This window comes from Phycicoccus sp. Root101 (assembly GCF_001426245.1).
GTDB lineage: Bacteria > Actinomycetota > Actinomycetes > Actinomycetales > Dermatophilaceae > Pedococcus.
The window spans coordinates 378,177-402,048 of the sequence record NZ_LMCM01000007.1 but is presented as its reverse complement, the minus strand read 5'-3'; the positions used below and the strand labels follow the sequence as shown (position 1 = coordinate 402,048).

27 protein-coding genes and 1 tRNA gene are annotated in these 23,872 nt (G+C 71.7%); 18 read left to right on the top strand and 10 right to left on the bottom strand.

Annotation, left to right across the window (positions count from 1 at the left end; genetic code table 11):
* Positions 1-281 precede the first annotated feature (281 nt).
* Positions 282-785, top strand: coding sequence for a hypothetical protein (locus ASC58_RS12530; RefSeq protein WP_056916047.1), 504 nt, complete (start codon positions 282-284; stop codon positions 783-785).
* A gap of 33 nt (positions 786-818) precedes the next feature.
* Positions 819-1,322: a nucleoside deaminase gene (locus ASC58_RS12525; protein ID WP_056919504.1), complete on the top strand. Its 504-nt coding sequence runs from the start codon at positions 819-821 to the stop codon at positions 1,320-1,322.
* A gap of 37 nt (positions 1,323-1,359) precedes the next feature.
* Here the strand turns inward: ASC58_RS12525 and ASC58_RS12520 are convergent, their stop codons facing one another.
* The gene (locus ASC58_RS12520; protein WP_056917332.1) at positions 1,360-1,923 is read right to left on the bottom strand and encodes an NYN domain-containing protein; all 564 of its coding nucleotides are present in this window, start codon (positions 1,921-1,923) and stop codon (positions 1,360-1,362) included.
* A gap of 280 nt (positions 1,924-2,203) precedes the next feature.
* On the opposite strand from ASC58_RS12520, the gene ASC58_RS12515 reads away from it, so the two are divergent.
* Positions 2,204-3,067: an aldo/keto reductase gene (locus ASC58_RS12515; protein WP_056919503.1), complete on the top strand. Its 864-nt coding sequence runs from the start codon at positions 2,204-2,206 to the stop codon at positions 3,065-3,067.
* Between the two features lie 164 nt (positions 3,068-3,231).
* Positions 3,232-4,026 carry a class I SAM-dependent methyltransferase gene (locus ASC58_RS12510; protein WP_056919502.1) on the top strand — a complete coding sequence of 265 codons (795 nt, stop codon included), beginning with the start codon at positions 3,232-3,234 and terminating at the stop codon, positions 4,024-4,026.
* Positions 4,027-4,084: 58 nt separating this feature from the next.
* Here ASC58_RS12510 and ASC58_RS12505 read toward each other — a convergent pair.
* Positions 4,085-4,167, bottom strand: a tRNA-Leu gene (locus tag ASC58_RS12505).
* Between the two features lie 296 nt (positions 4,168-4,463).
* Between ASC58_RS12505 and ASC58_RS12500 the strand changes: the two genes are divergently transcribed.
* Genes ASC58_RS12500 through pknB form a run of 7 tightly spaced genes read left to right on the top strand, consistent with a single transcriptional unit; the run spans position 4,464 to position 13,343 of the window.
* Positions 4,464-5,354, top strand: a complete 891-nt coding sequence (locus ASC58_RS12500) for a DUF3662 and FHA domain-containing protein (RefSeq protein ID WP_056919501.1) — start codon at positions 4,464-4,466, stop codon at positions 5,352-5,354.
* A gap of 9 nt (positions 5,355-5,363) precedes the next feature.
* Positions 5,364-5,888, top strand: coding sequence for an FHA domain-containing protein (locus tag ASC58_RS12495; protein ID WP_056916052.1), 525 nt, complete (start codon positions 5,364-5,366; stop codon positions 5,886-5,888).
* Positions 5,889-5,899: 11 nt separating this feature from the next.
* Positions 5,900-7,273 (top strand): PP2C family serine/threonine-protein phosphatase, encoded by a 1,374-nt coding sequence (locus ASC58_RS12490; RefSeq protein WP_056919500.1) that lies wholly within the window; start codon positions 5,900-5,902, stop codon positions 7,271-7,273.
* A gap of 7 nt (positions 7,274-7,280) precedes the next feature.
* Entirely contained in the window at positions 7,281-8,657 is a 1,377-nt protein-coding gene (locus ASC58_RS12485; protein WP_056919499.1) for an FtsW/RodA/SpoVE family cell cycle protein, read from the top strand.
* Positions 8,654-10,111, top strand: coding sequence for a penicillin-binding protein 2 (locus ASC58_RS12480; RefSeq protein ID WP_056919498.1), 1,458 nt, complete (start codon positions 8,654-8,656; stop codon positions 10,109-10,111). The genes ASC58_RS12485 and ASC58_RS12480 overlap by 4 nt, the downstream gene beginning before the upstream one ends.
* On the top strand, positions 10,108-11,439 hold the full coding sequence (locus tag ASC58_RS12475) for a serine/threonine-protein kinase (RefSeq protein WP_056919497.1): 1,332 nt from the start codon (positions 10,108-10,110) through the stop codon (positions 11,437-11,439). The genes ASC58_RS12480 and ASC58_RS12475 overlap by 4 nt, the downstream gene beginning before the upstream one ends.
* On the top strand, positions 11,436-13,343 hold the full coding sequence (gene pknB, locus ASC58_RS12470) for a Stk1 family PASTA domain-containing Ser/Thr kinase (RefSeq protein WP_056919496.1): 1,908 nt from the start codon (positions 11,436-11,438) through the stop codon (positions 13,341-13,343). The genes ASC58_RS12475 and pknB overlap by 4 nt, the downstream gene beginning before the upstream one ends.
* A gap of 18 nt (positions 13,344-13,361) precedes the next feature.
* Here pknB and ASC58_RS12465 read toward each other — a convergent pair whose 3' ends face one another.
* The 4 genes from ASC58_RS12465 to ASC58_RS12450 are packed head-to-tail and all read right to left on the bottom strand — an operon-like array spanning position 13,362 to position 15,683.
* Positions 13,362-14,018 (bottom strand): aminodeoxychorismate/anthranilate synthase component II, encoded by a 657-nt coding sequence (locus ASC58_RS12465; protein WP_056919495.1) that lies wholly within the window; start codon positions 14,016-14,018, stop codon positions 13,362-13,364.
* Positions 14,015-14,230, bottom strand: a complete 216-nt coding sequence (locus tag ASC58_RS12460) for a hypothetical protein (protein ID WP_369796226.1) — start codon at positions 14,228-14,230, stop codon at positions 14,015-14,017. Before ASC58_RS12460 ends, ASC58_RS12465 begins: the two co-directional genes overlap by 4 nt.
* Positions 14,227-14,934, bottom strand: a complete 708-nt coding sequence (locus tag ASC58_RS12455) for a class E sortase (protein ID WP_056916058.1) — start codon at positions 14,932-14,934, stop codon at positions 14,227-14,229. Before ASC58_RS12455 ends, ASC58_RS12460 begins: the two co-directional genes overlap by 4 nt.
* The gene (locus ASC58_RS12450; RefSeq protein WP_056919494.1) at positions 14,931-15,683 is read right to left on the bottom strand and encodes a DUF881 domain-containing protein; all 753 of its coding nucleotides are present in this window, start codon (positions 15,681-15,683) and stop codon (positions 14,931-14,933) included. Before ASC58_RS12450 ends, ASC58_RS12455 begins: the two co-directional genes overlap by 4 nt.
* A gap of 65 nt (positions 15,684-15,748) precedes the next feature.
* Here ASC58_RS12450 and ASC58_RS12445 point away from each other — a divergent pair, with 65 nt between their 5' ends.
* Positions 15,749-15,997: a cell division protein CrgA gene (locus ASC58_RS12445; protein ID WP_056919493.1), complete on the top strand. Its 249-nt coding sequence runs from the start codon at positions 15,749-15,751 to the stop codon at positions 15,995-15,997.
* A 150-nt stretch (positions 15,998-16,147) separates the two neighbouring features.
* On the opposite strand, the gene ASC58_RS12440 is transcribed toward ASC58_RS12445, so the two are convergent.
* From ASC58_RS12440 to ASC58_RS12430, 4 genes are all read right to left on the bottom strand, one after another.
* Entirely contained in the window at positions 16,148-16,318 is a 171-nt protein-coding gene (locus ASC58_RS12440; RefSeq protein WP_056919492.1) for a Flp family type IVb pilin, read from the bottom strand.
* A gap of 216 nt (positions 16,319-16,534) precedes the next feature.
* Positions 16,535-16,687: a Flp family type IVb pilin gene (locus tag ASC58_RS21040; RefSeq protein WP_157598478.1), complete on the bottom strand. Its 153-nt coding sequence runs from the start codon at positions 16,685-16,687 to the stop codon at positions 16,535-16,537.
* A 294-nt stretch (positions 16,688-16,981) separates the two neighbouring features.
* On the bottom strand, positions 16,982-17,869 hold the full coding sequence (locus ASC58_RS12435; protein ID WP_056916062.1) for a rhomboid family intramembrane serine protease: 888 nt from the start codon (positions 17,867-17,869) through the stop codon (positions 16,982-16,984).
* Positions 17,870-17,903: 34 nt separating this feature from the next.
* On the bottom strand, positions 17,904-18,422 hold the full coding sequence (locus ASC58_RS12430) for a peptidylprolyl isomerase (protein WP_056916063.1): 519 nt from the start codon (positions 18,420-18,422) through the stop codon (positions 17,904-17,906).
* 145 nt (positions 18,423-18,567) lie between these two features.
* On the opposite strand from ASC58_RS12430, the gene ASC58_RS12425 reads away from it, so the two are divergent.
* The 6 genes from ASC58_RS12425 to ASC58_RS12400 all read left to right on the top strand — a co-directional run bounded on the left by ASC58_RS12425 (position 18,568) and on the right by ASC58_RS12400 (position 23,870).
* Complete coding sequence (locus tag ASC58_RS12425) at positions 18,568-19,401, top strand: hypothetical protein (protein ID WP_056916064.1); 834 nt, start codon at positions 18,568-18,570, stop codon at positions 19,399-19,401.
* Positions 19,402-19,602: 201 nt separating this feature from the next.
* Positions 19,603-20,172 (top strand): MauE/DoxX family redox-associated membrane protein, encoded by a 570-nt coding sequence (locus ASC58_RS12420; protein ID WP_056919491.1) that lies wholly within the window; start codon positions 19,603-19,605, stop codon positions 20,170-20,172.
* 3 nt (positions 20,173-20,175) lie between these two features.
* Positions 20,176-21,102, top strand: coding sequence for a hypothetical protein (locus tag ASC58_RS21035; protein ID WP_056919490.1), 927 nt, complete (start codon positions 20,176-20,178; stop codon positions 21,100-21,102).
* Positions 21,103-21,195: 93 nt separating this feature from the next.
* Positions 21,196-21,795: a hypothetical protein gene (locus ASC58_RS12410; protein WP_056919489.1), complete on the top strand. Its 600-nt coding sequence runs from the start codon at positions 21,196-21,198 to the stop codon at positions 21,793-21,795.
* Positions 21,796-21,798: 3 nt separating this feature from the next.
* Positions 21,799-22,305, top strand: a complete 507-nt coding sequence (locus ASC58_RS12405) for a hypothetical protein (protein ID WP_056919488.1) — start codon at positions 21,799-21,801, stop codon at positions 22,303-22,305.
* Positions 22,302-23,870: a hypothetical protein gene (locus ASC58_RS12400; protein ID WP_056919487.1), complete on the top strand. Its 1,569-nt coding sequence runs from the start codon at positions 22,302-22,304 to the stop codon at positions 23,868-23,870. Before ASC58_RS12405 ends, ASC58_RS12400 begins: the two co-directional genes overlap by 4 nt.
* The last annotated feature ends 2 nt before the right edge of the window (positions 23,871-23,872 follow it).

Genomic DNA, 23,872 nt, shown 5'->3' with positions numbered 1-23,872 from the left:
GCGCAGGAGGGCGGTCCACCGGTTCGTCGAGGGCGTCCAGCCGACCGTCGCGGGTGGGCGTCCTTCTGGTGGAGGGCCCCACGGCAGCCGTCGAACGTCTCCACGGGCAAACCGAGGAAGACGGGCTCGACGGCTACGCCACGTGGTGGAGATCGTTCGCCATCCCACGACGGATGTGTGAACGAGCCCCGACGGCGACGATTGACCTTGCCGGAACGGTCCGCCAGACACTCCCCCGGCACCCAGCTACAGCCACCGTCAGCGGTGGAGGAGGACTCGCCATGACCGTCATCGAGCGCATCTACGACAACGCCTGGTATGTCGCCCACGCAGCACCCGGCATGCGCGAGGCGCTTGCCGCCGACGTCACCCGCACCTGGATGGCCTGCGAGGCGGCCCGCGAGGACGCCGGTCGCGCCCGCACCGTGGTCGGCCTGACCGCCGCCCGCTCCGCCCTCGCCCTGTCGTTCGGCAACGTCACCCAGGCCGAGTACGACCGGGCCCGGTCCCGTGCCGCGGAGGCGGCCCGGTGCACCGACATCATCGACGGCCACGCGTTCTCGATGCGCCGCGAGCTCGGCAACGGCGGCGCCATGACCGTCGACATCGCCTCCTGCACCCTCCTGCGCCGCGCCGTCCTCACCATCGGTGCCCGCGGTCACGCGTGGACCGCGGTCCTCACCGACCCGCAGGCCCACGTCCGGCGGTTCACCGTCGAGCTCGGCACCGACCCCTGGGACGCCGTCCACCGCGCCTGCGCCTGGATCACCACCGGCCGGATCTGACCGATTCCCTCGCAGATCGGCCACCATGGGTCCATGACCCTGGGGAGCGACCTGACCGAGGACGACCTGCGCCACCTGCGTCGCTGCGTGGAGCTCGCCCGCGAGGCCCTCGAGGCCGGCGACGGACCGTTCGGCTCGGCCCTGGTCACCGCGGACGGCCGCGTCGTCGCCGAGGACCGCAACCGCGAGCAGACCACCGGTGACGACACCCGTCACCCCGAGCTCGAGCTGGCCCGCCTCGCCGCGACCACCCTCACCCCCGCCGAGCGCGCCACCGCCACCGTCTACACCTCCGGCGAGCACTGCCCCATGTGCGCCGCTGCCCATGCGTGGGTGGGCCTGGGGCGCATCGCGTATGCCGCGTCCACCGCCCAGCTCGTGGGTTGGCGCCGTGGGTGGGGACTTCCCGCCGGCCCGGTCACGCCCCTGCCCGTGCAGGACGTCGCGCCCGGGGTCGTGGTCGCCGGACCGGCCCCCGAGCTGACGGACGAGGTCCGCGCGCTACACGAGGCGTTCGCCACGCGACACGCCTCCTAGGCGGCTGCCCGCGGTCGAAGGCGCGACCGGCTCCGGCTCAGATGAACTCGAACGGGTCGAACTCGTCGATCGGGATGACCCGGACACGCGGCAGGCGTGCGGTGAACGCGTCGACGTCGTACTCGAGGTCGAAGAACTCCAGGCCCCGTGACTCGAGCTCGACGAACGCCTTGCTGCGGAACTCGAGGAACCCGACGAGCCCCACCTTGCGGCCGTCGCAGAGCTTGCCGAGCTGCGGTACGAAGTCGCTGTCGTGGCTGACCAGCATGACGTCGGCGTTGCGGTCGGCGAGCGCGTCGAGGGTCCGCTGGATGGCGATGTCGACGACCTTCTCGTGCGCACGCCCCGACAGCGGCACCGGGCGGTACTCCATGGCCAGCAGCGCCTGGATGAACCCCATCGGCAGGTCGCCGTTGGCCGCGAGGAAGAACAGTCCCTTGACCGGCTGGCCCCACTCCTCCTCGGCGAAGTTCTTGAGGCGGTCCCACCGAGGGCGCTCGTCCGGCTGGGGCCGACGCGACAGGATCGACGTGCCGAGGGTGGCGTCGATGTTCTCGCCGTCCACCAGCACGTACGTCGTCCGTTGCGCGTCATCGACCATGGACGTGACTGTATGCCGTCGGGCCGGCTCCGCGTCGGGGCTCGCGTGCGGTGCCCGGCGAGGGGTCTCGTCCGGCGAGGTGGCGCCTCCGGCGACGTGCTCGCGCGGCGGTCCCTCGCCGGACATCGCCCTGCGGGCCCTACTCGACGCCATCGGGTGCTCCCACGCGACCAGTCTGACGCGTCCCACGCTCCTGCGGGTGGTCCGGTGCCTCGAGTGGGCACCACGCGGCATACCGACCTAGCGTGGTGAGGCCCCCCATCCCCACGGAAGGACCCCCATGCAGCAGCGCACACTCGGCGACACCCAGGTCAGCGCGATCGGACTCGGCGGCATGCCCATGTCCATCGAGGGCCGCCCGGACGAGGAGCGTTCGATCCGCACCATCCACGCCGCGCTCGACGCCGGCGTCACCCTCATCGACACGGCCGACGCGTACCACCGCGACGCCGACGAGGTGGGCCACAACGAGTCGCTCATCGCCAGGGCCCTGAAGTCCTGGGGCGGCGACAGCTCGTCGGTCCTCGTGGCCACCAAGGGCGGCCACCTCCGCCCCGGCGACGGCTCGTGGACCCTGGACGGGAGCCCCGAGCACCTCAAGTCCGCGGTCAAGGAGTCGGCACGACGGCTCGGGGTCGACGCGATCGGCCTCTATCAGTTCCACCGGCCGGACCCGTCCGTGCCGTACGCCGAGTCGGTCGGCGCGATCCGCGACCTGCTCGACGAGGGGGTCATCGTCCGCGCCGGCATCTCGAACGCGAACATCGAGCAGATCGACCTCAGCCAGGAGATCCTCGGCGGACGGCTCGTGTCGGTGCAGAACCAGTTCTCGCCCAAGTTCCTGTCCAGCCGCGGCGAGCTCGACCACTGCGCGAAGCTCGGGATCGCGTTCCTGCCGTGGAGCCCGCTCGGTGGCATCTCGAACGCCTCCGAGCTGGGTTCGAACCACTCGGCGTTCGCCACAGTCGCGGAGGCCCACGGCGTGAGCCCGCAGCAGGTGGCACTGGCGTGGGAGCTCTCGCTGTCCGACGTCGTCATCCCGATCCCGGGGGCGTCGCGGCCCGAGTCCATCACCGACTCGGTGAAGGCGGCCGAGCTGGAGCTGACCGACGACGAGCTGAAGGCCCTGGACGCCGACGCCTGACGTCCGCCCCTGACCGCGACCATCTGTGCGCGACCCTCTGACCGCGAGTTTGAAGCCCCAGCGACGCCATGGTGTCGCTGGGGCTTCAAACTCGAGAGGTCAGGGCACCGACCGCACGCCGATAGGTTGTCCGCCGACGCACACCCCACGATCGGAGCCAGGCCATGGCCGAACGCAAGCCGCAGCTCGACTACTCCCAGCAGATGGCGGCGATGCTCGACGAGGAGAAGCGGCGGAAGAAGGCCGCGAAGATCCTCGCGGTCCTGCGCCACGCGCTCGGACGGCCGGACCTCACCGGGCTGACGGCGCTCGACGTCGGTTGCTCGGCCGGCTACATCGCCGACGAGCTCGCGAAGGCCGGCGCCACGACCCACGGGGTCGACATCGACGAGGGTGGCGTCGCCCTGGCCAAGGAGCGGTTCGGGGCCGACGTCACCTTCCACCTCAGCGACGCAGAGCACCTGCCGTTCGAGGACGACAGCGTCGACGTCGTCGTGCTCAACCACATCTACGAGCACGTGGTCGACCCGGCCGCCGTCGTCGCCGAGATCCACCGGGTGCTGTCCCCGGACGGTGTGGCCTACTTCGGCCTGGCCAACCGCCTCGGGATCATCGAGCCACACCACCGGCTGCCGTTCCTGTCGTGGCTCCCGCCGAAGGCCGGTGACGCGTACGTCCGGATCACCCGCAAGGGCGACCAGTACTACGAGCGGCTGCGGACCCGGCGGTCGCTCGAGCAGCTGCTGAACGCGTTCGACCTCTGGGACTACACGGTGCCGGTCCTGGCCGACCCGCAGCGCTACAGCGGTGGCGACATCGTCCCCGGACTCGCGGCCAGGCTGCCGCGGGCATCGTTCCGTGCGCTGATGCCGATCATCCCGACGTACCTGTGGGTCGGGTTCAAGACTCCGCACACGCCGGCCGGTGGCGACGGCAGCGCCCCGCCCGTCCACGTCTGAGGTCCGCACCGGAACGGCGAAGGGCCCCCGAGATTCTCGGGGGCCCTTCGTCATTGCGTGCGCGAGGGGGGATTTGAACCCCCACGCCCTTTCGGACACTGCGACCTGAACGCAGCGCGTCTGCCGTTCCGCCACTCGCGCGCGGTGAACAGTGTGCTGTATCGGTGCCCGGAACTCCAAACCGGCTCGTTCCGGCCCGGCTGTCGGTCGAGTCGAGCAGGACGACGGCACGACGCCACCGGGAGCGCGACACGGCAAAACGGCGGATGTTGGGCAAAACTGCGGCCTGCAACTTCCGTTTCCCCGAGCAACCGGCGTTTTGCGTCGGGTGGCTGGTCGCGATTGGCTGGGTCGCCGCGCGGCGGCCTGGCGCGGCGGGCGCCGCGGCCAGCCGAGCCGGTTACGATCAGGGGCCAGTCAGCGAAGGAGGCCGAGCGGTGGGACTGTTCGACCGGGTCGAGCAACGCCTGGAGCGTGCCGTCAACGGTGCCTTTGCGCGCGCCTTCAAGTCGGAGGTCCAGCCCGTGGAGATCGCCTCGGCGATCCGGCGGGCCATGGACGACCGTGCCGCGATCCTCGGCCCCGGCCGCACGATCGTGCCGAACCTCTACACGGTGGAGCTCTCCGACACCGACTACGACCGCCTCGGCGGGTACGACGAGGAGCTCGAGAACGAGCTCATCGCGGCCGCCCAGGAGCACGCCGAGTCGCAGCGCTACCAGCCCGGCGGCCCGTTGCAGGTGAGCTTCGCGAGCGCCAACGACCTCGAGACCGGGGTCTTCCGCCTGCGCACCTCGACCGCCCGTCGCCCCGGCGACGCCCCCGGTCGCCGCAGCAGCGGCGGGTATGGCGCCGGGTCGGCTCCCAGCCCCTACTCCGAGGCTGAGGCGGCTGCCGCGGTCTCACCCCCGGCCCACTCGGCTCGCCCTCAGGGTCACCCCGCGCGGCAGGTCCCGGACGACGACGGCCTCGAGGCAACCCAGGCGCAGGCGCCGGTCGCCCCACCGGCTCCGCCCCGCCGGGTCAACCCCGCCGACCGGCCGTGGCTCGACGTCGACGGCGAGCGCTACCCCCTCATGGGCGCGATGACCGTTCTCGGTCGCGACGACGCCGCCGACATCATCCTCGACGACCCCGGCATCTCCCGGCGGCACAGCGAGATCCGCGTGACCAACGACGGACCGCACCTCGTCGCCAGCATCCGCGACCTCGGCTCGACGAACGGCACGTTCGTCAACAGCGAGCGGATCTCCAGCCAACGCCTCTCCGACGGGGACCGGATCACGGTGGGCCGCACCTCCGTCGTCTACCGCGCCGGGCGGCGGTGACCTCGTCGCATGAGTGAACTCACCCTGACGATCATCCGCCTCGGGTTGCTCGTCCTCCTGTGGATCTTCGTGTTCAGCGTCGTCGGCGTCCTGCGCGGCGACATCTACGGCACCCGCGTGGTCAGCCGCACCCCGCGCAAGCCCGCGCCGGCCAAGCGGCAGCCGGCCGCGCGCGCTGCCAAGGCCGACGAGACCCCCGCCGCCAAGCCCCCGGCGAAGACCCCTCGGCGCCAGGCCTCGTCCACGCCGCGCACGCTCGTCGTGACGCAGGGCGCCCTGACCGGAACCAGCCTTCCCCTGCGTGAGTCCGGCACCGTCATCGGCCGCAACCCCGAGTGCGCCCTCGTCCTCGACGACGACTTCGCCAGCGGCCGGCACGCCAAGATCTTCCACCGCGACGGCGCGTGGTTCGTCGAGGACCTCGGCTCCACCAACGGCACCTTCCTGGGCAGCGAGCGCCTCACCGGCCCGGTCCGGGTCGAGGTCGGGACCACCCTGCGGATCGGCAAGACCGTCATCGAGCTGCGGAAGTAGGCCTCGACGACATGCCCTTCGCGTTCAACTACGCCGCGCGTTCCGACGTCGGGATGGTGCGGTCGGAGAACCAGGACTCCGGGTACGCCGGGCCCCGGCTGCTGGCGATGGCCGACGGCATGGGTGGCCACGCCGGCGGCGACATCGCGTCCTCGGTGGTCATCGGTGCGCTGGCCGACCTCGACGGCGAGGCGCTGGGCAGCGCCGAGGCGAGCAAGGCCCTGCTCCGACGGATCACGTCGGCGAACGACGAGCTCGCCGACATGGTCAAGTCCGACCCCAGCCTGCACGGCATGGGGACGACGCTCATCGCGATCCTGCGGTCGCACAACAAGCTCGTCCTGGCCCACATCGGCGACTCCCGCGCCTTCCTCGCCCGTGACGGTCAGCTCACACAGATCACCAAGGACCACTCCTTCGTGCAGTCCCTGGTCGACGAGGGCCGCATCACCGCCGACGAGGCGATCGGTCACCCGCAGCGCTCCTTGGTCACCCGCGTCCTGACCGGGCAGCCCGACGACGAGCCGGACGTCACCGTGCGCGAGGCGCGCATGGGCGACCGCTACCTCATCGCCTCCGACGGCCTCACCGACTACGTCGCCGGTGACACCATCGCCGAGATCGTCACGGCCGGCGACGCGCCGGGCGCGACGGCCGACCGGCTCGTCGACCTCGCGCTCAAGGCAGGCGCACCGGACAACGTGACCATCGTCATCGGTGACGTCGTCGACCTCACCAAGGTCGACGGCCCCCCGACGCAGCCGCAGATCGTGGGCGCCGCCTCCACGCGCACGAAGAAGAGCACCCGCGCCATACCGGTCACTCCCGCTGCCAAGGCCGCTGCGCTCACCCGCGAGGCCACCGGCGAGGACGACGACGAGGTGACCCTCGCGGAGGAGGGCCCGGCCGGGCCCGGCCGCTGGTGGCGCAGGGCCGCGGTCCTCGCCGTCGTGCTCGTGGTCCTCGGTGGTGGCGCGTATGCCGCGTACGACTGGTCGCAGGGCCAGTACTTCGTGGGTGCCCACGACGGGAAGGTCGCCATCTACCAAGGCGTCTCGCAGGACCTCGGGCCGATCGCACTGTCGCACGTCGAGGAGGCGTCCGACGTCGTCGTGAGCGACCTGCCGGACTTCTACCGCACCAAGGTCGAGGCCTCCATCTCCAAGGACACGCTCAAGGACGCCGAGGCCCTCGTCGAGGAGCTGCGCCTCGAGGCGTCCCGCTGCGCGGTGAGCCGGGCGACCGGTGGCACCTGCGCCACCGACGACTCGACGACCCCCACGCCGACCACCACCACGACGTCCCCGAGCACGACCACCACGACCCCGACCACCACGACGAGCTCGTCGACGACGACCGGCACCCCGTCGACGACGACCCGTTGAGCGCGCCATGACGACCGTCTCGAGCTTCGCTCCCCGCACCCGCCGCAACGTCGAGCTGACGTTGCTGCTGCTGGCCGTCGGCATCGTCGTCCTGGCCTACGTCAACGTCGGGCTCTCGGTCTCGGGCGCGTTCCCGCCCGGGCTCATCACCCACGGCGCCGGCCTGCTCGCGATCTCGCTGGCGTTCCACCTCCTGCTGCGCTGGAAAGCGTCGTACGCCGACCCGCTGCTCCTGCCCATCGTCACCCTGCTCAACGGCCTCGGGCTGGTGATGATCCACCGGCTCGACATCGCCGAGGGCCGCAGCATCGGGGAGGGTCTGGCCCTGCGCCAGCTCATCTGGAGCGCCCTGGCCGTCGCCATCGCCGCCGCCGTCCTGTGGTTCCTGCGCGACCACCGCGCCCTGCGCCGGTTCACGTTCACCGCGGCGATCGTCGGGTTCGGGCTGCTGATCCTGCCGCTGCTGCCCGTGGTCGGTCGCACCGTCAACGGATCGCGCATCTGGATCGGGTTGGGGCCGTTCACCTTCCAGCCCGGCGAGGTCGCGAAGATCGTGCTCGCCGTCTTCTTCGCGGGCTACCTCGTCCAGACCCGTGACGCCCTCTCGCTCGCGGGCCGCAAGGTGCTCGGCTTCACCTTCCCGCGCGGGCGCGACCTCGGCCCGATCCTCGTCGCCTGGATCCTCAGCCTGCTCGTCCTGGTCTTCGAGAAGGACCTGGGTTCGTCGCTGCTGCTGTTCGGCCTGTTCGTGTCCATGCTCTACGTCGCGACCGAGCGCGTGTCCTGGATCGCCATCGGCATGGCCCTGTTCTGCGGTGGCGCCTACCTCGCCTTCCTGCTCTTCTCCCACGTCCAGGCGCGCGTGAACCTGTGGCTCGACCCGTTCGCCCCCGGCCAGTCCGACCAGGTCGCCAAGGGCCTGATGGGTATGGCGGCCGGTGGGCTCTTCGGCACCGGCCTGGGTCGCGGTCGCCCCGACCTGACCTACTTCGCGGAGTCGGACTTCATCTTCCCCAGCTTCGGCGAGGAGCTCGGCCTGATCGGCCTGTTCGCGCTGCTCATGCTCTACGTCCTGCTCGTCGAGCGCGGCCTGCGCACGGCGCTCGGGGTCCGCGACGGGTTCGGCAAGCTGCTCGCCGGCGGGCTGGCCTTCTCCGTGGCGCTGCAGTGCTTCGTCGTCGTCGGTGGGGTGACCCGGGTCATCCCCCTCACCGGCCTGACCATGCCGTTCCTGTCCTACGGAGGCTCGTCGCTGCTGGCGAACTGGTCGCTCGTGGCCCTGCTCCTGCGCATCAGCGACCAGGCCCGCCGACCCGTCGTCGAGACGCCGGTCGGCGCGTCCAGCACCGGCGAGGCCAAGACCGAGATGGTGGCGCTGCGGTGAACGCCCCCCTCCGCCGGCTCTCCATGGTCGTGGCGCTGCTGTTCGGCGCGCTGCTCATCTCCTCGACCTACATCCAGTTCGTCCAGGCCAAGTCGCTGGACGACCGGCCCGAGAACCGCCGCACCCTCCTGGCCAACTACGCCCGCGAGCGCGGCCAGATCCTCGTGGGGGGTGCCCCGATCGCCAAGTCGGTCGCCTCCAAGGACGAGCTCAAGTGGCTGCGCACCTACCCGCAGGGCAAGCTCTACGCCCACCTCACCGGCTACTACTCCTTCACGTATGGCGCGGGCGGCGGGATCGAGGGCGCGGAGAACGCGCTGCTCTCGGGCTCCTCGGACAAGCTGTTCTACCGCCGCGTCAGCGACATCCTCACCGGCAAGGACCAGACCGGGGCCAGCCTCGAGCTCACGGTCAACGCCAAGGCGCAGGCCGCTGCGGAGAAGGCGCTGGGCAACCAGCGCGGGGCCGTCGTGGCCCTCGACCCGAGCACCGGTGAGGTCCTCGCGCTCGTCAGCCACCCGTCATACGACCCCTCGGTCCTGAGCAGCCACGACACCTCCGCCGTCGTCAAGGCGTGGAAGGACCTCAACGCCGACAGCAGCCGGCCGATGGTGGACCGTGCCATCGCCGGCAACCTCTACCCGCCGGGGTCGACGTTCAAGATCGTCACGTCGGCCGCGGCCCTGGAGTCGGGGAAGTTCACCGAGGAGTCGCAGATCCCCGGACCGGCCACGCTGGACCTGCCGCTGACCACGACCAACCTGCCGAACGACGACCGCCAGCCGTGCGGGCCGAACGGCAAGGTCACCCTCAAGCGGGCGCTGGAGATCTCGTGCAACACGGCGTTCGGGTGGCTCGGCATGCAGATCGGCGCCGACGACTTCCGTTCGCAGGCAGCCAAGTTCGGCATCGGTGACCGCCTGACGATCCCCATGACGGTGACCCCGAGCAGCGTCCCGGCCGAGCTCAACGAGCCCCAGCTGGCGCAGTCGGCGATCGGCCAGTACGACGTGCGGGTGACCCCGCTGCAGGTGGCCATGATCTCCGCCGCCGTCGCCAACCGCGGCATCGTCATGAAGCCGCACCTGGTCAAGAAGGTCACCTCCTCCGACCTGGAGGTCCTCGACGAACCCCCGCCCGAGCAGCTGTCCCAGGCCGTCTCGAAGGAGACCGCTGACGCCCTGACCCGGATGATGCAGGGCGTCGTCGAGAACGGCACCGGCACCGCCGCGCAGATCAGCGGCGTCGACGTCGCCGGCAAGACCGGCACGGCCCAGCACGAGGTGGGCAAGGCCCCGCACGCGTGGTTCACCGGGTTCGCGCCCGCCGTGGGCGCGAAGGTGGCTGTCGCCGTCGTCGTCGAGGACGGTGGCAACGCGGGGAACGAGGCCGCCGGTGGCCGGGTCGCGGCCCCCATCGCCAAGGCAGTCATGGAAGCGGTGCTCGGCAAGTGACCCCCACGCAGGGCGACGTGCTCGCCGGCCGCTACCGCCTCGAGGAGTCCATCGCGATGGGCGGGATGGGTGAGGTCTGGCGTGCCCACGACGTCACCCTGGACCGCGACGTCGCCGTCAAGGTGCTCCGGCCCGACAGCGCACAGGACGAGGGTTTCGCGGAGCGTTTCCGTGCCGAGGCCCGCCACTCCGGCGGCCTGAGCCACCCGAACATCGGGACGGTCCACGACTTCGGCGAGGACGACGGCACGGCCTTCCTGGTCATGGAGCTGCTCGTCGGCGAACCCCTCTCGACCCTGATCAAGGAGCGTGCGCCGCTGCCGCAGCAGGAGGTCACCGACATCCTGCGGCAAGCCGCGCTGGCCCTCCAGGCGGCCCACGACGCGGGGGTCGTGCACCGGGACGTCAAGCCCGCGAACATCGTCGTCGACCCGGACGGGTACGCCAAGCTCACCGACTTCGGGATCGCCCGCGCCCTGAGCGAGGCCCCGATGACCCAGACCGGCGAGGTCCTCGGCACGCCCCACTACCTCGCACCGGAGCAGGCCGCTGGCCGACCGGCCGGCCCGCTGAGCGACGTGTACGCCCTGGCCGTGGTCGGCTACGAGATGCTCACCGGCCGGCGACCGTTCAACGGCGAGTCGATGGTGACCACTGCCCTGGCCCACCTCAGCCAACCCGCGCCCCAGCTCTCCGACGAGGTCGAGGAACCCCTGCGGACGACGGTGATGGCAGCCCTGGCCAAGGACCCGTCGCAACGCCCCGGCAGTGCCGCGGAGTTCGCGGCCGCCCTCGAGCTCCCGCGCGGCGAGGTCCCCGAGCACCTCCGCGCCGGAGCCGCGTCAGCCGTCACCCCCGTGATCGCGGGGGCGCCCGAGGGCCTGACCGGCGACGACACGCTGCCGACGTCGGTCTTCCTCGCCCCCGCGGCGACCGCTGGTGTCGCGACCGACCCGGGTCACGACGACACCGAGGTGCACGACACCCGGCGGCCGGCGTGGGCCCTGCCCGTGGCAGCCGGCGTCGCCGTCCTGCTCGCCGTGGCGCTGGTGGTGTCGCTGACCTCCCGCGGCAACGCCAGCTCGACACCCACCCCGTCCCGGACCTCCCCGGTCGCCGCGACGAGCACACCCGTCGCGCCGAGCGCCACGAGCACACCCACCACCTCGAAGGCCACGACCCGCTCCACCATGACCCCTGCCACGAACACCGCCTCGCCTAAGAGCACGCCACGCACGACCCCGGCCGTGTCCAGCGCCCCGGCCCAGCCCGCCTCCGGCCACGCCGGCAAGGGCCAGGGCAAGGGCAAGGGGGGCAAGAAGCCGTGAGCGCACCACAGCTCCTCGGGGGCCGCTACGAAGTGGGCGGCCTGCTCGGTCGCGGCGGTATGGCGGAGGTGCACCTCGGCCACGACGCCCGCCTCTCGCGGCCGGTGGCCATCAAGCTGCTGCGATCCGACCTCGCGCGCGACCCCTCGTTCCTCAACCGGTTCCGCCGTGAGGCCCAGTCGGCGGCCGGGCTCAACCACGCGAGCATCGTCGCGGTCTACGACTCCGGCGAGGACCGGCTGACCGAGTCCGGCGGCGCCTCGGTCCCGGTGCCCTACATCGTCATGGAGTACGTCGAGGGCCAGACCCTGCGCGAGCTGCTCAACGACCGGCAGCACCTCGAGCCCGCTGAGGCGGCCCGCATCACCGAGGGCGTGCTCGACGCGCTGGCGTACAGCCACCGGATGGGCATCATCCACCGCGACATCAAGCCGGCGAACGTCATGATCGGCTCCCGCGGTGACATCAAGGTCATGGACTTCGGGATCGCACGAGCGGTCGCCGACGCGAACGCCACCATGACCCAGACGCAGGCCGTCATCGGCACCGCGCAGTACCTCTCGCCCGAACAGGCCCAGGGCCACCACGTCGACGCGCGCTCGGACCTGTACTCCACGGGCTGCCTGCTGTTCGAGCTGCTCACCGGTCGCCCGCCGTTCCAGGCCGACTCACCGGTCGCGATCGCCTACCAGCACGTGGGCCAGCCGCCCCCGCGACCGTCCTCGCTCAACCCCGCCGTGAGCCCGGCCCTCGACGCGGTGGTCCTGCACTCTCTCGCAAAGGACCGCGAGGCCCGCTACCAGGACGCGACCGCGTTCCGCGCCGACCTGCAGGCCGCCCGGCTCGGGCGCCCCATCAGCGATGCAGCCCGCGGGACGGCCGGCTCGGCGCCGGAGGCCACCGTGGCGATCGGTGCCCTCGGGGCCGCCGCGGCAGCGACCACGGTCCTGCCCGCGGGTGCCACCCCGACGACCGCCACCGCTCCCGGCACCGCCGGTGGCGGTCACGGCAACACCGCGACCCTGCCGGCCATCGGGCACGACCCCGACGACGAACCGCGTCGCCGACGCGGCCTCGCCTACGTGCTGCTCGTCCTCGCCGTGGTCGGCGCGCTGGTGCTGCTCGCCCTGGCCGGCAAGTCCTTCCTCGACCGGCCACCCGACACGCCTGCCCAGGTGTCCATCCCGTCCGTGGTCGACAAGCCGGTCGAGACGGCCGAGGCGGAGATCAGGGCGGCCGGGCTGGTGCCCGAGTCGACCCAGGTGGCCAGCACCAAGGAGATCGGCCACGTCATCGAGCAGAGCCCCGGCGGCGGCGAGCTGGCGGCGCGCAACTCCCGCGTCCAGCTGAGCATCTCGGCCGGCCCCGACACCAGGGACCTGCCCGACCTCAGGGACTACAGCCAGGACGAGGCGCGCACCGCCCTGTCCAACCTCAACCTCAAGGTCGGCGCCATCAAGGAGGTCGACGACTCCGGACTGGACAAGGGCCAGGTCGTCTCCACCGACCCGGGAGCCGGCGAGTCCGTCCCGGTCAGCAGCGCCGTCGACCTGACCGTGTCCTCGGGCAAGATCACCGCTCCCGACGTCGTGGGCAAGTCGCGCAGCGAGGCCGCCCAGATCCTCGGCGACCTCGGGTTCCGGATCAAGACCGAGTACGTCGAGAGCTCCGAGACCGAGGACTCGGTGACCAAGCAGAGCATCAAGAAGGGCGAGAAGGTCGACGACGGCACCCAGATCGTGCTGACCGTGGCCCAGCCGCCGCGTCCGACCCAGACCACCACCACGACGCCCCCACCGACCACCACGACGGCGCCGCCGCCGACCACGAGCACGACGACGACCACCACGGCTCCGACGAGCACCATCCCCGTCACACCCCCGGCGCCGGTCCAGACGCCCTGACCCGGGAGTGACCGGAGGTCAGTGGGCGGCGACCGCCCGGGCCACTCCCTCGGCGTCGCGGACCAGGGGGCTCAGGCCGGCCGACCGCTGGACGGCGTCGTCGAGGCCGCACACCTGCAGCCAGTTGGCCAGGATGCGGTGCCCACCCTCGGTGAGCACGCTCTCGGGGTGGAACTGCACCCCGTGCAGGGGCAGGTCGCGGTGGCGGACGGCCATGATGATGCCGGACTCGGTGTGCCCGTTGGCGACCAGCGCCTCGGGCAGCGTTGGGGGGTCGATGGTCAGCGAGTGGTACCGGGTCGCCGTGAACGGGCTGCCCAGGCCCTCGAGGACACCGGTGTCGTCGTGCAGGACCCGGGACGTCTTGCCGTGGAGCAGCTCCGGCGCCCGCCCGACGGTCGCCCCGGCCACGACCCCGAGTGCCTGGTGACCGAGGCAGACCCCCAGCATGGGCTGGGCCCGCTCGGCGCATGCCTCGATCATCGCCATCGAGACACCGGCCTGCTCGGGGGTGCCGGGACCCGGCGACACGAGCACGCCGTCGAAGTCCGCACCGTCGGCGGCGGTGAGCGCGTCGTTGCGGACGACCTCGCACTCGGCGCCGAGCTGCTGGAGGTAGCCGACGATGGTGAAGACGAAGCTGTCGTAGTTGTCGACGACGAGGATGCGGGTCATGGGGAGGCCTCGAGCTGGGGTGCGTGGACGGCGTGGGGACGGGCGGCCGAGGGGTCGACCGTGTTGTCGTTGAACGGCATGAGCGGGGCGATCCGCGGGAACAGCCACAGGAAGCAGAACGCCACGACGGCGACGACCAGCACCAGGGCCAGCAGCACCCGGAGCACCAGGGGCCCGGGCAACGCCCGCCAGATGGCTGCGTAGATCATCACGCACCTGCCTTCGGTGCGGCGAGGACGTCGGCGGGCAGCCCCGCCGCCCGGGGGTAGGACCGCACCAGCTCGGCGAAGACGACGTACCGCTGCGCCGCGCTGTACTTGGGGTGGCAGGCGGTCATCGTGAGCCACCGCTGCGTGGGCCTGGTGCCGACCTTCTGCGGCACCGGCGCGATGACGTCCACCTCGGTGGGCGCGACGATGACGTGCCGCTTCACGGCATACACGTGGAACTCGGTCCGGGTCTCGATCACGACCTTGTCTCCCGCGCGGAGGAGGTCGATGTCGTGGAACGGGCGCCCGTAGGTGGTGCGGTGGCCGGCGATCGCGAAGTTCCCCACGGCACCGGGCCGCGCCGTGCCCGTGTAGTGGCCGACACCGTCCATGAGGATGTCGCGGCTGGTGCCCTCGAGCACGGGCCGCGCGTAGTCGGCGCCGAGCCGCGGGATCCGCACGATCGCGAAGGCCTTGCCGAACGGCACGGCAGCCGGCACCCGGTTGGCCGCGGCAGAGCCCGACGCCCCGGACGCGAAGTCGCGGGTGAGCGCGTGGACGGTGTCGTCCTGGACGCGGTTGGCGGTGACGTCGGTCCACCACAACTGCCACCCGACGAACAGGAGCAGGAGCAGGCCGGCCGTGACGAACACGTCCCCGGCCAGCCCGAGCACCCACCGACCCGCCCGGGCCGCACCTGAGCTCATCGCGCCGCCCGGGCGTCCTGGAGGTTGATCGAGCCTGCGTAGGCCGGGAACGTCAGCTCGCGACGCGACGTCACGTCGTACCCCAGACCGGCGGCGTCGACCCACTGGCGGTAGATCCCGATGCTGGGGCTGGAGTCGAGCGCAGCCCGGAGCCGGCCCTGGTCGCCGATGGCCGTGATGACGTAGGGCGGCGAGTAGACCCGTCCCTGCAGGATCAACGTGTTGCCGACGCAGCGGACCGCGCTCGTCGAGACCACGCGCTGGTCCATGAGCATCATCGCCTCGGCACCGCCCTGCCACAGCGCGTTCACGACGGCCTGGACGTCCTGCTGGTGCACGACGTAGTCGTCGACCGAGAAGCCGTCCGGCAGCACGTCGGGAACGGTCTTCGCGTCGGTCATGGTGACCTGGACCGCCGGACCGGCCACCGGCTCGGTCCCGGCAGCGAGCCGCAGGGCGTCCGCGTCCTTGGTCAGCTCGGTGACCTGGAGGTCGCCGGGCGCCTGCTGGGCCGACAGCCGGTCGACCTCGGCGCGCAGGGAGGCGACCCGCTGGGCGGCGATGGCGTTCTGCCGGGTCTGCTCCCTGATCAGGCCGGGGACGTCGCCGCCGGAGGACCGCAGGTCCGTTCCCTTGGCCGTGGCCGCGCTCAGCGCGAACATGACCCCGGCGCCGAGCGCCACGAGGGGGACGACCGCCGACCACACCGTGGGCCGACGCGTCAACCACGTCAGCCTCTGGTCCGCCATGGCACTACGCTATGCCAAACGTCCCGGCGGCTCGATGCCGTCCGACCTGCGAGGAGAGTTTTCCCGTGCCGGAGTCCAAGGGCCGCGCCAAGCGCGCCTACACCCCGCCCAGCAAGCCCGCGAAGGCCAAGGTCGGGAACCCGCCCTGGTTCGTGCCCGTGATGCTGACCCTCATGGTGCTCGGACTGCTGTGGATCGTCGTCTTCTACATCACCAGCCAGCGCTTCCCGGTCGAGTCGTTCGGCCGCTGGAACCTCGGCATCGGCTTCGGCCTGATGCTGTCGGGGTTCGCGATGACCACCCGCTGGCGCTGAGCCACCGGACGCGGGTCGCCTGACGACCTGCTGGAACGACAGGAGCGCACCCCGGCTCGGCCGAGGTGCGCTCCTGTCGTTCGCCGTGGCGAACACCGTGGCCTGCCGGCGGGGGATTCCGGCGGCCAGGGGTCGGTGGGGCCAGCGGGGTCAGACCGTCGTGGCACCCGTGTTGAAGATGTCCGAGAGGTTCGTGCCCAGGAGCGCGACCGCGACGATGATGACGATGGCGATGAGGCCGACCATCAGGCCGTACTCGACGGCGGTGGCGCCGCGCTCGCCGCTGGCGTGCTGCTGGATCTTGCTGTGGATCAAGGTCATCGTGGGCTCCCTTGCGGCCGGCGGAATGGGCGTGTGGCCCTACGGAGAGAGTGGCAGCGCCGATCCGGTCGGACATCGTCCTCGTGCGGGTCGTCGTTCTCCACCATCCGCACGAGAGCGGCCCGGTCCCACCGGCGGCGCCTGCCGGCCCCGGACTCGCCTTCCCCCACTCACCCCGGGAGGGCGCGGGCCCGGCTGCTCAGAAGTCCCGGCTGCTCAGGAACCCCGGCTGGCCGCGTCGAAGATCCCCGCGAGGCTCTCGCCGAAGTGGCCCACCACGACGACGAGGAACGTCGCGACGAGACCGACGGTGAGGCCGAACTCCACCGGTGTGGCCCCTCGCTCGGAGGCGGAGCGGCGTCGGATCATCTGCTGGAGCGTGGTCAGGTGGTCCTTCTGTGGACATCGGTGTCGAGTCCCGAGAGCCTTCCAGCGCGCACCGCAAAGGTGATCATGCGGACAACGCAGCCATAGCCTCCTGCATCAGGACTAGACGCCTCATCCTCGGGCACCAGCGGGCATCCCCACCTTTGTCCACATCTGTCCGCCGCTCGTCCCCACCGTTGTCCACAGGGAGTTGTCCACACCTTTCTCCACAGCTGGGGACAAATGACAGGCGTGTAATACGCGGGTCCCCACCCGCTGCCGGGAACCCGGAGCCCGTCAGCCGACGAGGACGAACCCGGGGGAGAGCGCGTACTTCACGACAGCGAGCACGACGAGGACCGCGAGCACGGCCCCAAGGCCGGGCCACTGCCAGCGTCGGCGTTCGCGCGGCGTGGTCCAGGAGATGACGGCCGCCAGGGCCGCGCCGGTCAGCAGTCCGCCGAGGTGCGCCTGCCAGGCGACGTTGGGCAGGACGAACCCGATCACGGCGTTGATGCCGATGGTGAGGTACATCCCCGCGGAGGAACGGCCCAGGTGCCGGTTGAGCACGAGCAGGGCCCCGAACAACCCGAACACCGCACCCGAGGCACCGACCATCGGGGTGAACCACGAGGTCCGGTCCAGGGTGCTGGTGGGGGGCGTGGACATGAGGAGGTAGACGACCGAGCCGCCCACCGCGCTGATCAGGTACACCGCGGCATACCGGGCGGCACCGAGCAGGCGCTCGAGGTACTGCGCACCCACCATCCACAGGGCCGCCATGTTGAACAGGATGTGGGTGATCTGCTGGGGGCTGTGCGCGAAGGCCGAGGTGACGAACCGCCAGGGCTCGGACTCACCCGTGTAGGGGCTGAAGTCCACCTGGTCGCTGAAGCCCGGCACCGCGAGCTGGAGGACGTACACGAGCACGCAGAGCGCGATGATCGCGTAGGACACCACGGGGGTGTCGGTGACCCGTCCCCCGAAGACGGTCGTGGCCGAGCGCATCGTCTTGGCCTGGGCGCGGACGCAGTCGACGCACTGGACACCGACGGCCGCGGGCCGCTGGCAGTCCGGGCACACCGGCCGGCCACAGCGCTGGCACCGCACGTACGACACGCGCTGGGGGTGCCGGGGGCAGACCGGTGTGGTCTGCTGCTGCGCTCCGGCGGTGGGCTCGCTCATGCGCGGGTCCTGTCTTCGGGGGATCGGGTCGAGGTCAGTCGTTGACGACGACCGACTCGATGACAACGTCCTCGACCGGCTTGTCGTTCGCACCGGTGCGCACGTTCGCGATCTTGTCGACGACCTCGCGGCTCGGGCCGTCGGCGACCTCGCCGAAGATGGTGTGCTTGCCCTGCAGCCACGAGGTGTCACCCACGGTGATGAAGAACTGCGAGCCGTTGGTGCCCTTGCCCATGCGCTTGCCGGCGTTCGCCATGGCGAGCATGTAGGGCTGGTTGAAGTTCTTGTCCGGGCTGATCTCGTCGTCGAAGGTGTAGCCGGGGCCACCGAAGCCCTGGCCGACGGGGCACCCGCCCTGGATCATGAAGCCGGGGATGATGCGGTGGAACACCAGGCCGTCGTAGAACGGCGTGGGGTTCGTGCGGCCCGCGTCGTCGCGGTACTCCTGCTCGCCCTTGGCGAGGCCGACGAAGTTCGCGACCGTCTTGGGAGCGTGGTCGGGGAAGAGGGTGACATTGATGTCGCCGTGGTTGGTCTTGAGGGTGACGTCCATGCTGCTCATCCTTCCACGGAGGCCGTCCGGGCGTCGTCCGCGGGAGCCCCGCTGGGTTGCCCACCAGCCGAAACAAGGCAGGATGGGGCAGGAGTGACATCCCCTCGGGGAAGCCAGACATGTCCGCACCACCAGGGAGGCACAGGTGTTCCGCACCAAGAGCAAGACCGAGCAGGCCGCCGACGCTGTGAGCTCGACGGCCCACACCGCGGCGGACTACGCATCGACCCTCAAGGACCGTGTGGCCCCGGCCGCAGAGGTCGCCAAGGACCGCGCCGGCCAGGCCAAGGACTGGGGCAAGCCCCACGTCGAGGCTGCCCGCGACTGGGCCAAGCCCCACGTCGACCACGGCATCGAGGTCGCCGCCCCGAAGCTGCAGGGTGCTGTCGAGGGCCTCGCGCCCAAGGTCGACACCGCCCGCGACACCATCGTCGACAGCCTGCTGCCGAAGGTCGCCGAGGCCATCGCGGCCGTGGCCGCAGCCTCCGCTGCCGCCAAGAGCACCGCCACGGACGTGGCCGGCGAGACGGCCGACCGTTCCAGCGGGGCGTTCCACGTCCTCAAGGGCGACGCCGTCGCCAAGCGCAGCGGTCGCAAGGGCAAGGTGCTGATCTTCCTCGGCGTCCTCGCCGCTGCCGGTGCCGCGTTCGCCGTGTTCCGCAAGTCCGCGCCGCGCGAGGACCCGTGGGCCACCCCCCTCGACGACCCGTACACCGCGCCGACCAGCGGCCGCGCCTCCACCTCGGAGAAGGTCTCGAACCTGGCCGACGCCGCCAAGGAGAAGGCCGGAGCAGCAGCCGACACCGTCAAGGACAAGGCGACCGAGGCCAAGGACAAGGCCGCCGGTGCTGCGTCCGACGCCAAGGACAAGGTGACCTCCACGGGCAAGCACGCTGCAGGTTCTGCCGCGGACGCGACCAAGGACGCCGCCGAGGCCGTCGCCGACAAGGCCGACGAGACCAAGGACAAGGTCGACTGACCCAGCTCCACCGCCCTCAGCGCAGGGCGCACCTCCGGGGTGCCGCACCGTCGACCGACGGAGCGGCACCCCGCGGTGTTTGTCCCGGTATGCCGCCCTGCCGCCCCACACCGGCCCCCTGCCGCTCCCAGCCCACCTCCACGACGACTCCCGCCTGTCGCGACCGCCGGGTCGTCGCACCCGGCGGGTAGCGTGGACGCCATGTGGGACGCACTCGCGGGACCGTTCCTCGCCGTGGCGGGGCTGCTCGTCGTGGCCGGTGTGCCCAAGGTCATCGACCCGTTGCCCCTGGTGCGCGCCCTGCGCTCCGCCGGATTCGTCGTCCCACCGGGCCCCGGCGCGGCACTGGTCCGGCTCTTCGCCGTGGGCGAGGTCGTCGTCGGCGTCTGGGCCGTCGTGGCCCCGGGCCGCGCGAGCGCGGCCCTGGTGGCCGCGGCCTACCTCGTCTTCACCCTGTTCGTGGGGCGCGTCCTGACGCGCGGCGGGGTCCTCGGGTCGTGCGGGTGCTTCGGCAAGCCCGACACCCCCGCGACCCGGACCCACCTCGTCCTCACGGCTGCTGCCGCGCTGGTCGCCGTCGCGCTCGCCGCGGACCCGCCGTCCGCCGTGTGGTCCGGAGCAGCTGCGAACGCGCCGGCCGGTGCGTCCATCGTGACCACCGTCGCCCTCGCCGTCGTCATCGCCGGCCTCGCCTGGATGGTCATGGCCGTCCTCCCCACCACCACCGCCACCGCCGTCCGCAGCGCCAACCCGACCCGCACGAAGGGCTGACCCATGCTTGCCGTCGTCATCGCCGAGGGGGTCGCCGTCGTCCTGCTCGGCGTCCTCGTGCTCGGCCTGCTGCGCAGCCACGCGCTCATCCTCAAGGCCCTCCACGAGCTCGGGGCAGGCCTCGAGCTCGAGAAGGACGCCGGCACGGGGGTGACCACCGCGACCACGGGCGGCAAGCCCGGTCCCGTGCCGGTCGAGCTGGAGACCGGGGTCATCCCGGCCACCCGGCACGACTCGACGAAGGCGCACGACATCGTCGGCACCGACCTCGAGCGCGCCGCATCCGAGGTCGTCGTGACGGCCCCCGGCCAGCGGACCCTGCTCGCCTTCCTCACCAGCGGCTGCAGCGTCTGCCAGACGTTCTGGGAGGAGTTCCAGCGCGGTGTCGACGTGCCCGGCGACGGTGCCCTTCGAGTCGTCGCCAAGGGCCCCGAGGAGGAGTCGGTCCCGAGCCTCCGGTCGCTCGCCGGCGATGTGCCCGTGATCCAGTCCTCCGCCGCCTGGCTCGACTACGACATCCCCGGCTCGCCCTACTTCGTCTACGTCGAGGGGGGCCAGGTCACCGGCGAGGGCTCGGCGACCACGTGGCCGCAGGTCCGCGACCTGATGGCCCAGGGGGTGTCCGACAGCGAGGAGGCCCGTGCCGCGGCCGGCCGCAGCGGCCCCGGAGCGCTCGTGGGTGACGACCTCGGCCGCGGCGAGCGCGACAACCTCCCCCGCATGGACGGTGAGCTGCTCGCGGCAGGGATCGCGCCGGGTCACCCCAGCCTGTACGAGTCGCCTGACCCCGAAGGCCCGGACGACCATGACGGGCACGACCACCAGCACGACCACGACCACAGCGGGCACGACCACGAGGGTCACGACCACCACGGGCACGACCACGACGACGCCCACGAGCACGCAGTGCCCGGCCGGCGCGAGCACTGACCCGTGTCCGTCACCGTCCTGGCCCTCGCCCTGGGCCTGCCCATGGCGGCGGTCGCCGCCGTGCGCGCCACGTGGTCCCCTTGAGGTGAGTCGATGCTCTCGAGCATCAGCCCGCTCGGTGAGCGGGCCAGGAACTCCCGCTGGTGGCTGACCACCGCGGCATACCTCGTCGGGTCGTTGGTCGGCGGTCTCGGGCTCGGTGCCCTCGCCGCCCTGCTCGGCTCCGCCGTGCCCGAGGACGTGCGCGCCTCGCCCTGGGCCCTCGGTGTCGTGGCCCTGCTGCTGCTCGTCGGCCTGGGCTTCGACTCGGCGCCGGGCAACCGGATGGTGCCTTCGTGGCGCCGCCAGGTCGACGTCGACTGGCTCGACGAGTACCGCGGCTGGGTGATGGGACTGGGGTTCGGGGTGCAGCTCGGGTTCGGCCTCGTCACGATCATCACGAGTGCGACGACGTATGGCGTGGTGCTGCTCGCCGGCCTCTCCGGGCAGCTCGGTGCCGGGCTGGCCATCGGGGCGGTGTTCGGCGTGGTCCGCGCCCTCCCGTCGCTGCTCATGGGCCGGGTCACCGACCGGGCCGCGCTGCACGCCGTGTTCACCCGGGTGGAGCGTTGGGCCAAACCGGCACGAATCATCGCTAGGGTGGCGCTGGGAGGAGCGGCCGCCGCACTGCTGGTCGCCGCAGTTGGGAGCTGAACCATGGCAGACGCATACGGACTCGCCGCTCAGGCACCTCGGGGGTGGCACGTCGCCGTCTCACGGCGTCCCGGTGCCACCGACCTGGGCCCCACCGCCCGGGGAGCTGCCGAGGACGTGACCCGCCCGGTCCTGCACGCCTGCACCAGACCGATGCCGACGGCACGCGGGGACTTCGGGACCGGGGTGGTCGACCTCCTCGGCCCGGACGACATCTTCGTCGCCCTCGTCGACTACGGCACCGAGGTCGCCGACCAGGGCCTGTTCGAGAAGCAGGGGCTGCCCCGCCTGGCCCCGTCGCAGTTCGGCCCGAACCGGTTGCAGCGCCCGCTGCCGGGGCTGAGCGCGTCCCAGCACTTCTTCAGCTCGGGTGGTCGGGCGTTCTGCCTGTTCACCGTGCTCGGCAGCCACGCCCGACGGATGGGTTCGGTGCCCCGGGCGGTCGCCCTCGTCAACTCGTTGAGCATCACCGACCGGGCCACCCTGGCCCGACAGGGAGGACACCCGTGAGCGCCCTCGACGACCTCAACGCCGGCCCGGGCGGCATCGCCGGGTTCGTCACCTCGCTGACGCGGCGGATGCGCCCGGTGTCCCGCCGCGACGTGTTCGTCGGTGCGGCGGTGGCCGGCTCGGCCCTCGCGACGCGACCGAAGGACTACGTCCTGCGGCCCCAGCCGGCGTACGCGACGATCTGCGGCCCCGGCAACACCGCCAGCAGCGGCTGGACGGTGTTCTGCGCGACGGTCAACAAGGGCGCCAACACCTGTCCGCCCGGCAGCTTCGCGGCCGGGTGGTGGAAGGCCGCCGACTCCTCGTGGTGCGGTGGCGGCTACCGGTACATCGTCGACTGCAACGCCTCCTGCTCCAAGTGCTCGACCGGCTGCACCGACGGCATCTGCGACAGCAAGTGCTGGAGCTGTTCCTGCGGCACCGGTTCGAGCGCCACGTGCGACCAGCGCCGCGTCTGCTGCAACGCCTTCCGGTACGGCCAGTGCAACACCCAGGTGAAGTGCAGCGGAGGCGTGCACTGCCGGGTCGTCAGCTGTGTCGCCCCCTACAAGTGGGACGCCTGCACGACGACCTCGCTGCAGGACAACCGCACCAACGAGCACAGCTCACCCCTGCTCCCACGCTGGGGCGTCATCGAGAAGAAGTACCGCGACATGGGCGCCCAGGGGTCGTTCCTCAAGTCGTCCCTCGGGCCGATCAAGGACAACGGCGACAACCGCGGCACCCGGGTCGACTACCAGGGTGGCTCGATCCACACGAACTCCAGGACGGGTACCCGCGCGGTGCCCAACGTCGTGAAGACCGTGTGGACCCAGGTCGACGGGGTCAAGGGTCTGCTGGGCTACCCCGCCAGCGACTGGATGACGGGGCGGGCGCAGGGCGGCTGGGTCCAGCTCTTCGAGCGCGGCGCGATCGCCGACTCGCCGAGCACCGCGCCGAAGGTCGTCTACGCCGACGCGTACACCCTCTGGGTGAGCGAGGGGCGCGAGTCCGGACGGCTCGGGTACCCGATCAGCAACCGGTACTCCGGCATGGTCGACGGAGGCTGGCGGCAGGAGTTCCAGTCCGGCTGCGTCGTCGACTCGGCCTCGACGACCATCCAGTCCGTGTGGAGCGTCCGGTGGGACGTCTGGAAGCGCGAGGGCCGGGAGACCGGGCGGCTGGGCTACCCGGTCGCGCCGAAGGAGGACCTCGGCAACGGCGCATGGGTCCAGCGCTTCCAGAAGGGCTGCATCATCGACTCGGCCTCGACGACCACCCAGGCGATCAGCGGTGTCATCCACACGGCGTGGGTCGCCGGTGGGCGCGACCAGGGCTGGCTGCACTTCCCCACCGGGGCGCAGGGGACGGCAGCGCGAGGGGTCTACCAGAGCTTCCAGGGCGGCGACGTCTGGGCGCTCGGCACCGGGCCCGGCCGACGGGTGCTCGGCTCGGTCCGGGCGGAGTGGAAGGCGCAGGGCGGGGCGACCGGCCCCTACGGCTATCCCCTCACGGACACCCGGCGCCTCGCCGACGGCACCATGACCTGCACCTTCGAGGGCGGCACCATCACCGTCGCTCCCTGACG

What these genes read in the sequence shown, in the direction of transcription:
- ASC58_RS12530 (WP_056916047.1), top strand. Translation starts at nt 282, where the DNA reads ATGACCGTCATCGAGCGCATCTACGACAACGCCTGGTATGTCGCCCAC.
- ASC58_RS12525 (WP_056919504.1), top strand. Translation starts at nt 819, where the DNA reads ATGACCCTGGGGAGCGACCTGACCGAGGACGACCTGCGCCACCTGCGT.
- ASC58_RS12520 (WP_056917332.1), bottom strand. Translation starts at nt 1,923, where the DNA reads ATGGTCGATGACGCGCAACGGACGACGTACGTGCTGGTGGACGGCGAG.
- ASC58_RS12515 (WP_056919503.1), top strand. Translation starts at nt 2,204, where the DNA reads ATGCAGCAGCGCACACTCGGCGACACCCAGGTCAGCGCGATCGGACTC.
- ASC58_RS12510 (WP_056919502.1), top strand. Translation starts at nt 3,232, where the DNA reads ATGGCCGAACGCAAGCCGCAGCTCGACTACTCCCAGCAGATGGCGGCG.
- ASC58_RS12495 (WP_056916052.1), top strand. Translation starts at nt 5,364, where the DNA reads ATGAGTGAACTCACCCTGACGATCATCCGCCTCGGGTTGCTCGTCCTC.
- ASC58_RS12490 (WP_056919500.1), top strand. Translation starts at nt 5,900, where the DNA reads ATGCCCTTCGCGTTCAACTACGCCGCGCGTTCCGACGTCGGGATGGTG.
- ASC58_RS12485 (WP_056919499.1), top strand. Translation starts at nt 7,281, where the DNA reads ATGACGACCGTCTCGAGCTTCGCTCCCCGCACCCGCCGCAACGTCGAG.
- ASC58_RS12465 (WP_056919495.1), bottom strand. Translation starts at nt 14,018, where the DNA reads ATGACCCGCATCCTCGTCGTCGACAACTACGACAGCTTCGTCTTCACC.
- ASC58_RS12455 (WP_056916058.1), bottom strand. Translation starts at nt 14,934, where the DNA reads ATGAGCTCAGGTGCGGCCCGGGCGGGTCGGTGGGTGCTCGGGCTGGCC.
- ASC58_RS12450 (WP_056919494.1), bottom strand. Translation starts at nt 15,683, where the DNA reads ATGGCGGACCAGAGGCTGACGTGGTTGACGCGTCGGCCCACGGTGTGG.
- ASC58_RS12440 (WP_056919492.1), bottom strand. Translation starts at nt 16,318, where the DNA reads ATGACCTTGATCCACAGCAAGATCCAGCAGCACGCCAGCGGCGAGCGC.
- ASC58_RS21040 (WP_157598478.1), bottom strand. Translation starts at nt 16,687, where the DNA reads ATGATCCGACGCCGCTCCGCCTCCGAGCGAGGGGCCACACCGGTGGAG.
- ASC58_RS12435 (WP_056916062.1), bottom strand. Translation starts at nt 17,869, where the DNA reads ATGAGCGAGCCCACCGCCGGAGCGCAGCAGCAGACCACACCGGTCTGC.
- ASC58_RS12430 (WP_056916063.1), bottom strand. Translation starts at nt 18,422, where the DNA reads ATGGACGTCACCCTCAAGACCAACCACGGCGACATCAATGTCACCCTC.
- ASC58_RS12420 (WP_056919491.1), top strand. Translation starts at nt 19,603, where the DNA reads ATGTGGGACGCACTCGCGGGACCGTTCCTCGCCGTGGCGGGGCTGCTC.
- ASC58_RS21035 (WP_056919490.1), top strand. Translation starts at nt 20,176, where the DNA reads ATGCTTGCCGTCGTCATCGCCGAGGGGGTCGCCGTCGTCCTGCTCGGC.
- ASC58_RS12410 (WP_056919489.1), top strand. Translation starts at nt 21,196, where the DNA reads ATGCTCTCGAGCATCAGCCCGCTCGGTGAGCGGGCCAGGAACTCCCGC.
- ASC58_RS12405 (WP_056919488.1), top strand. Translation starts at nt 21,799, where the DNA reads ATGGCAGACGCATACGGACTCGCCGCTCAGGCACCTCGGGGGTGGCAC.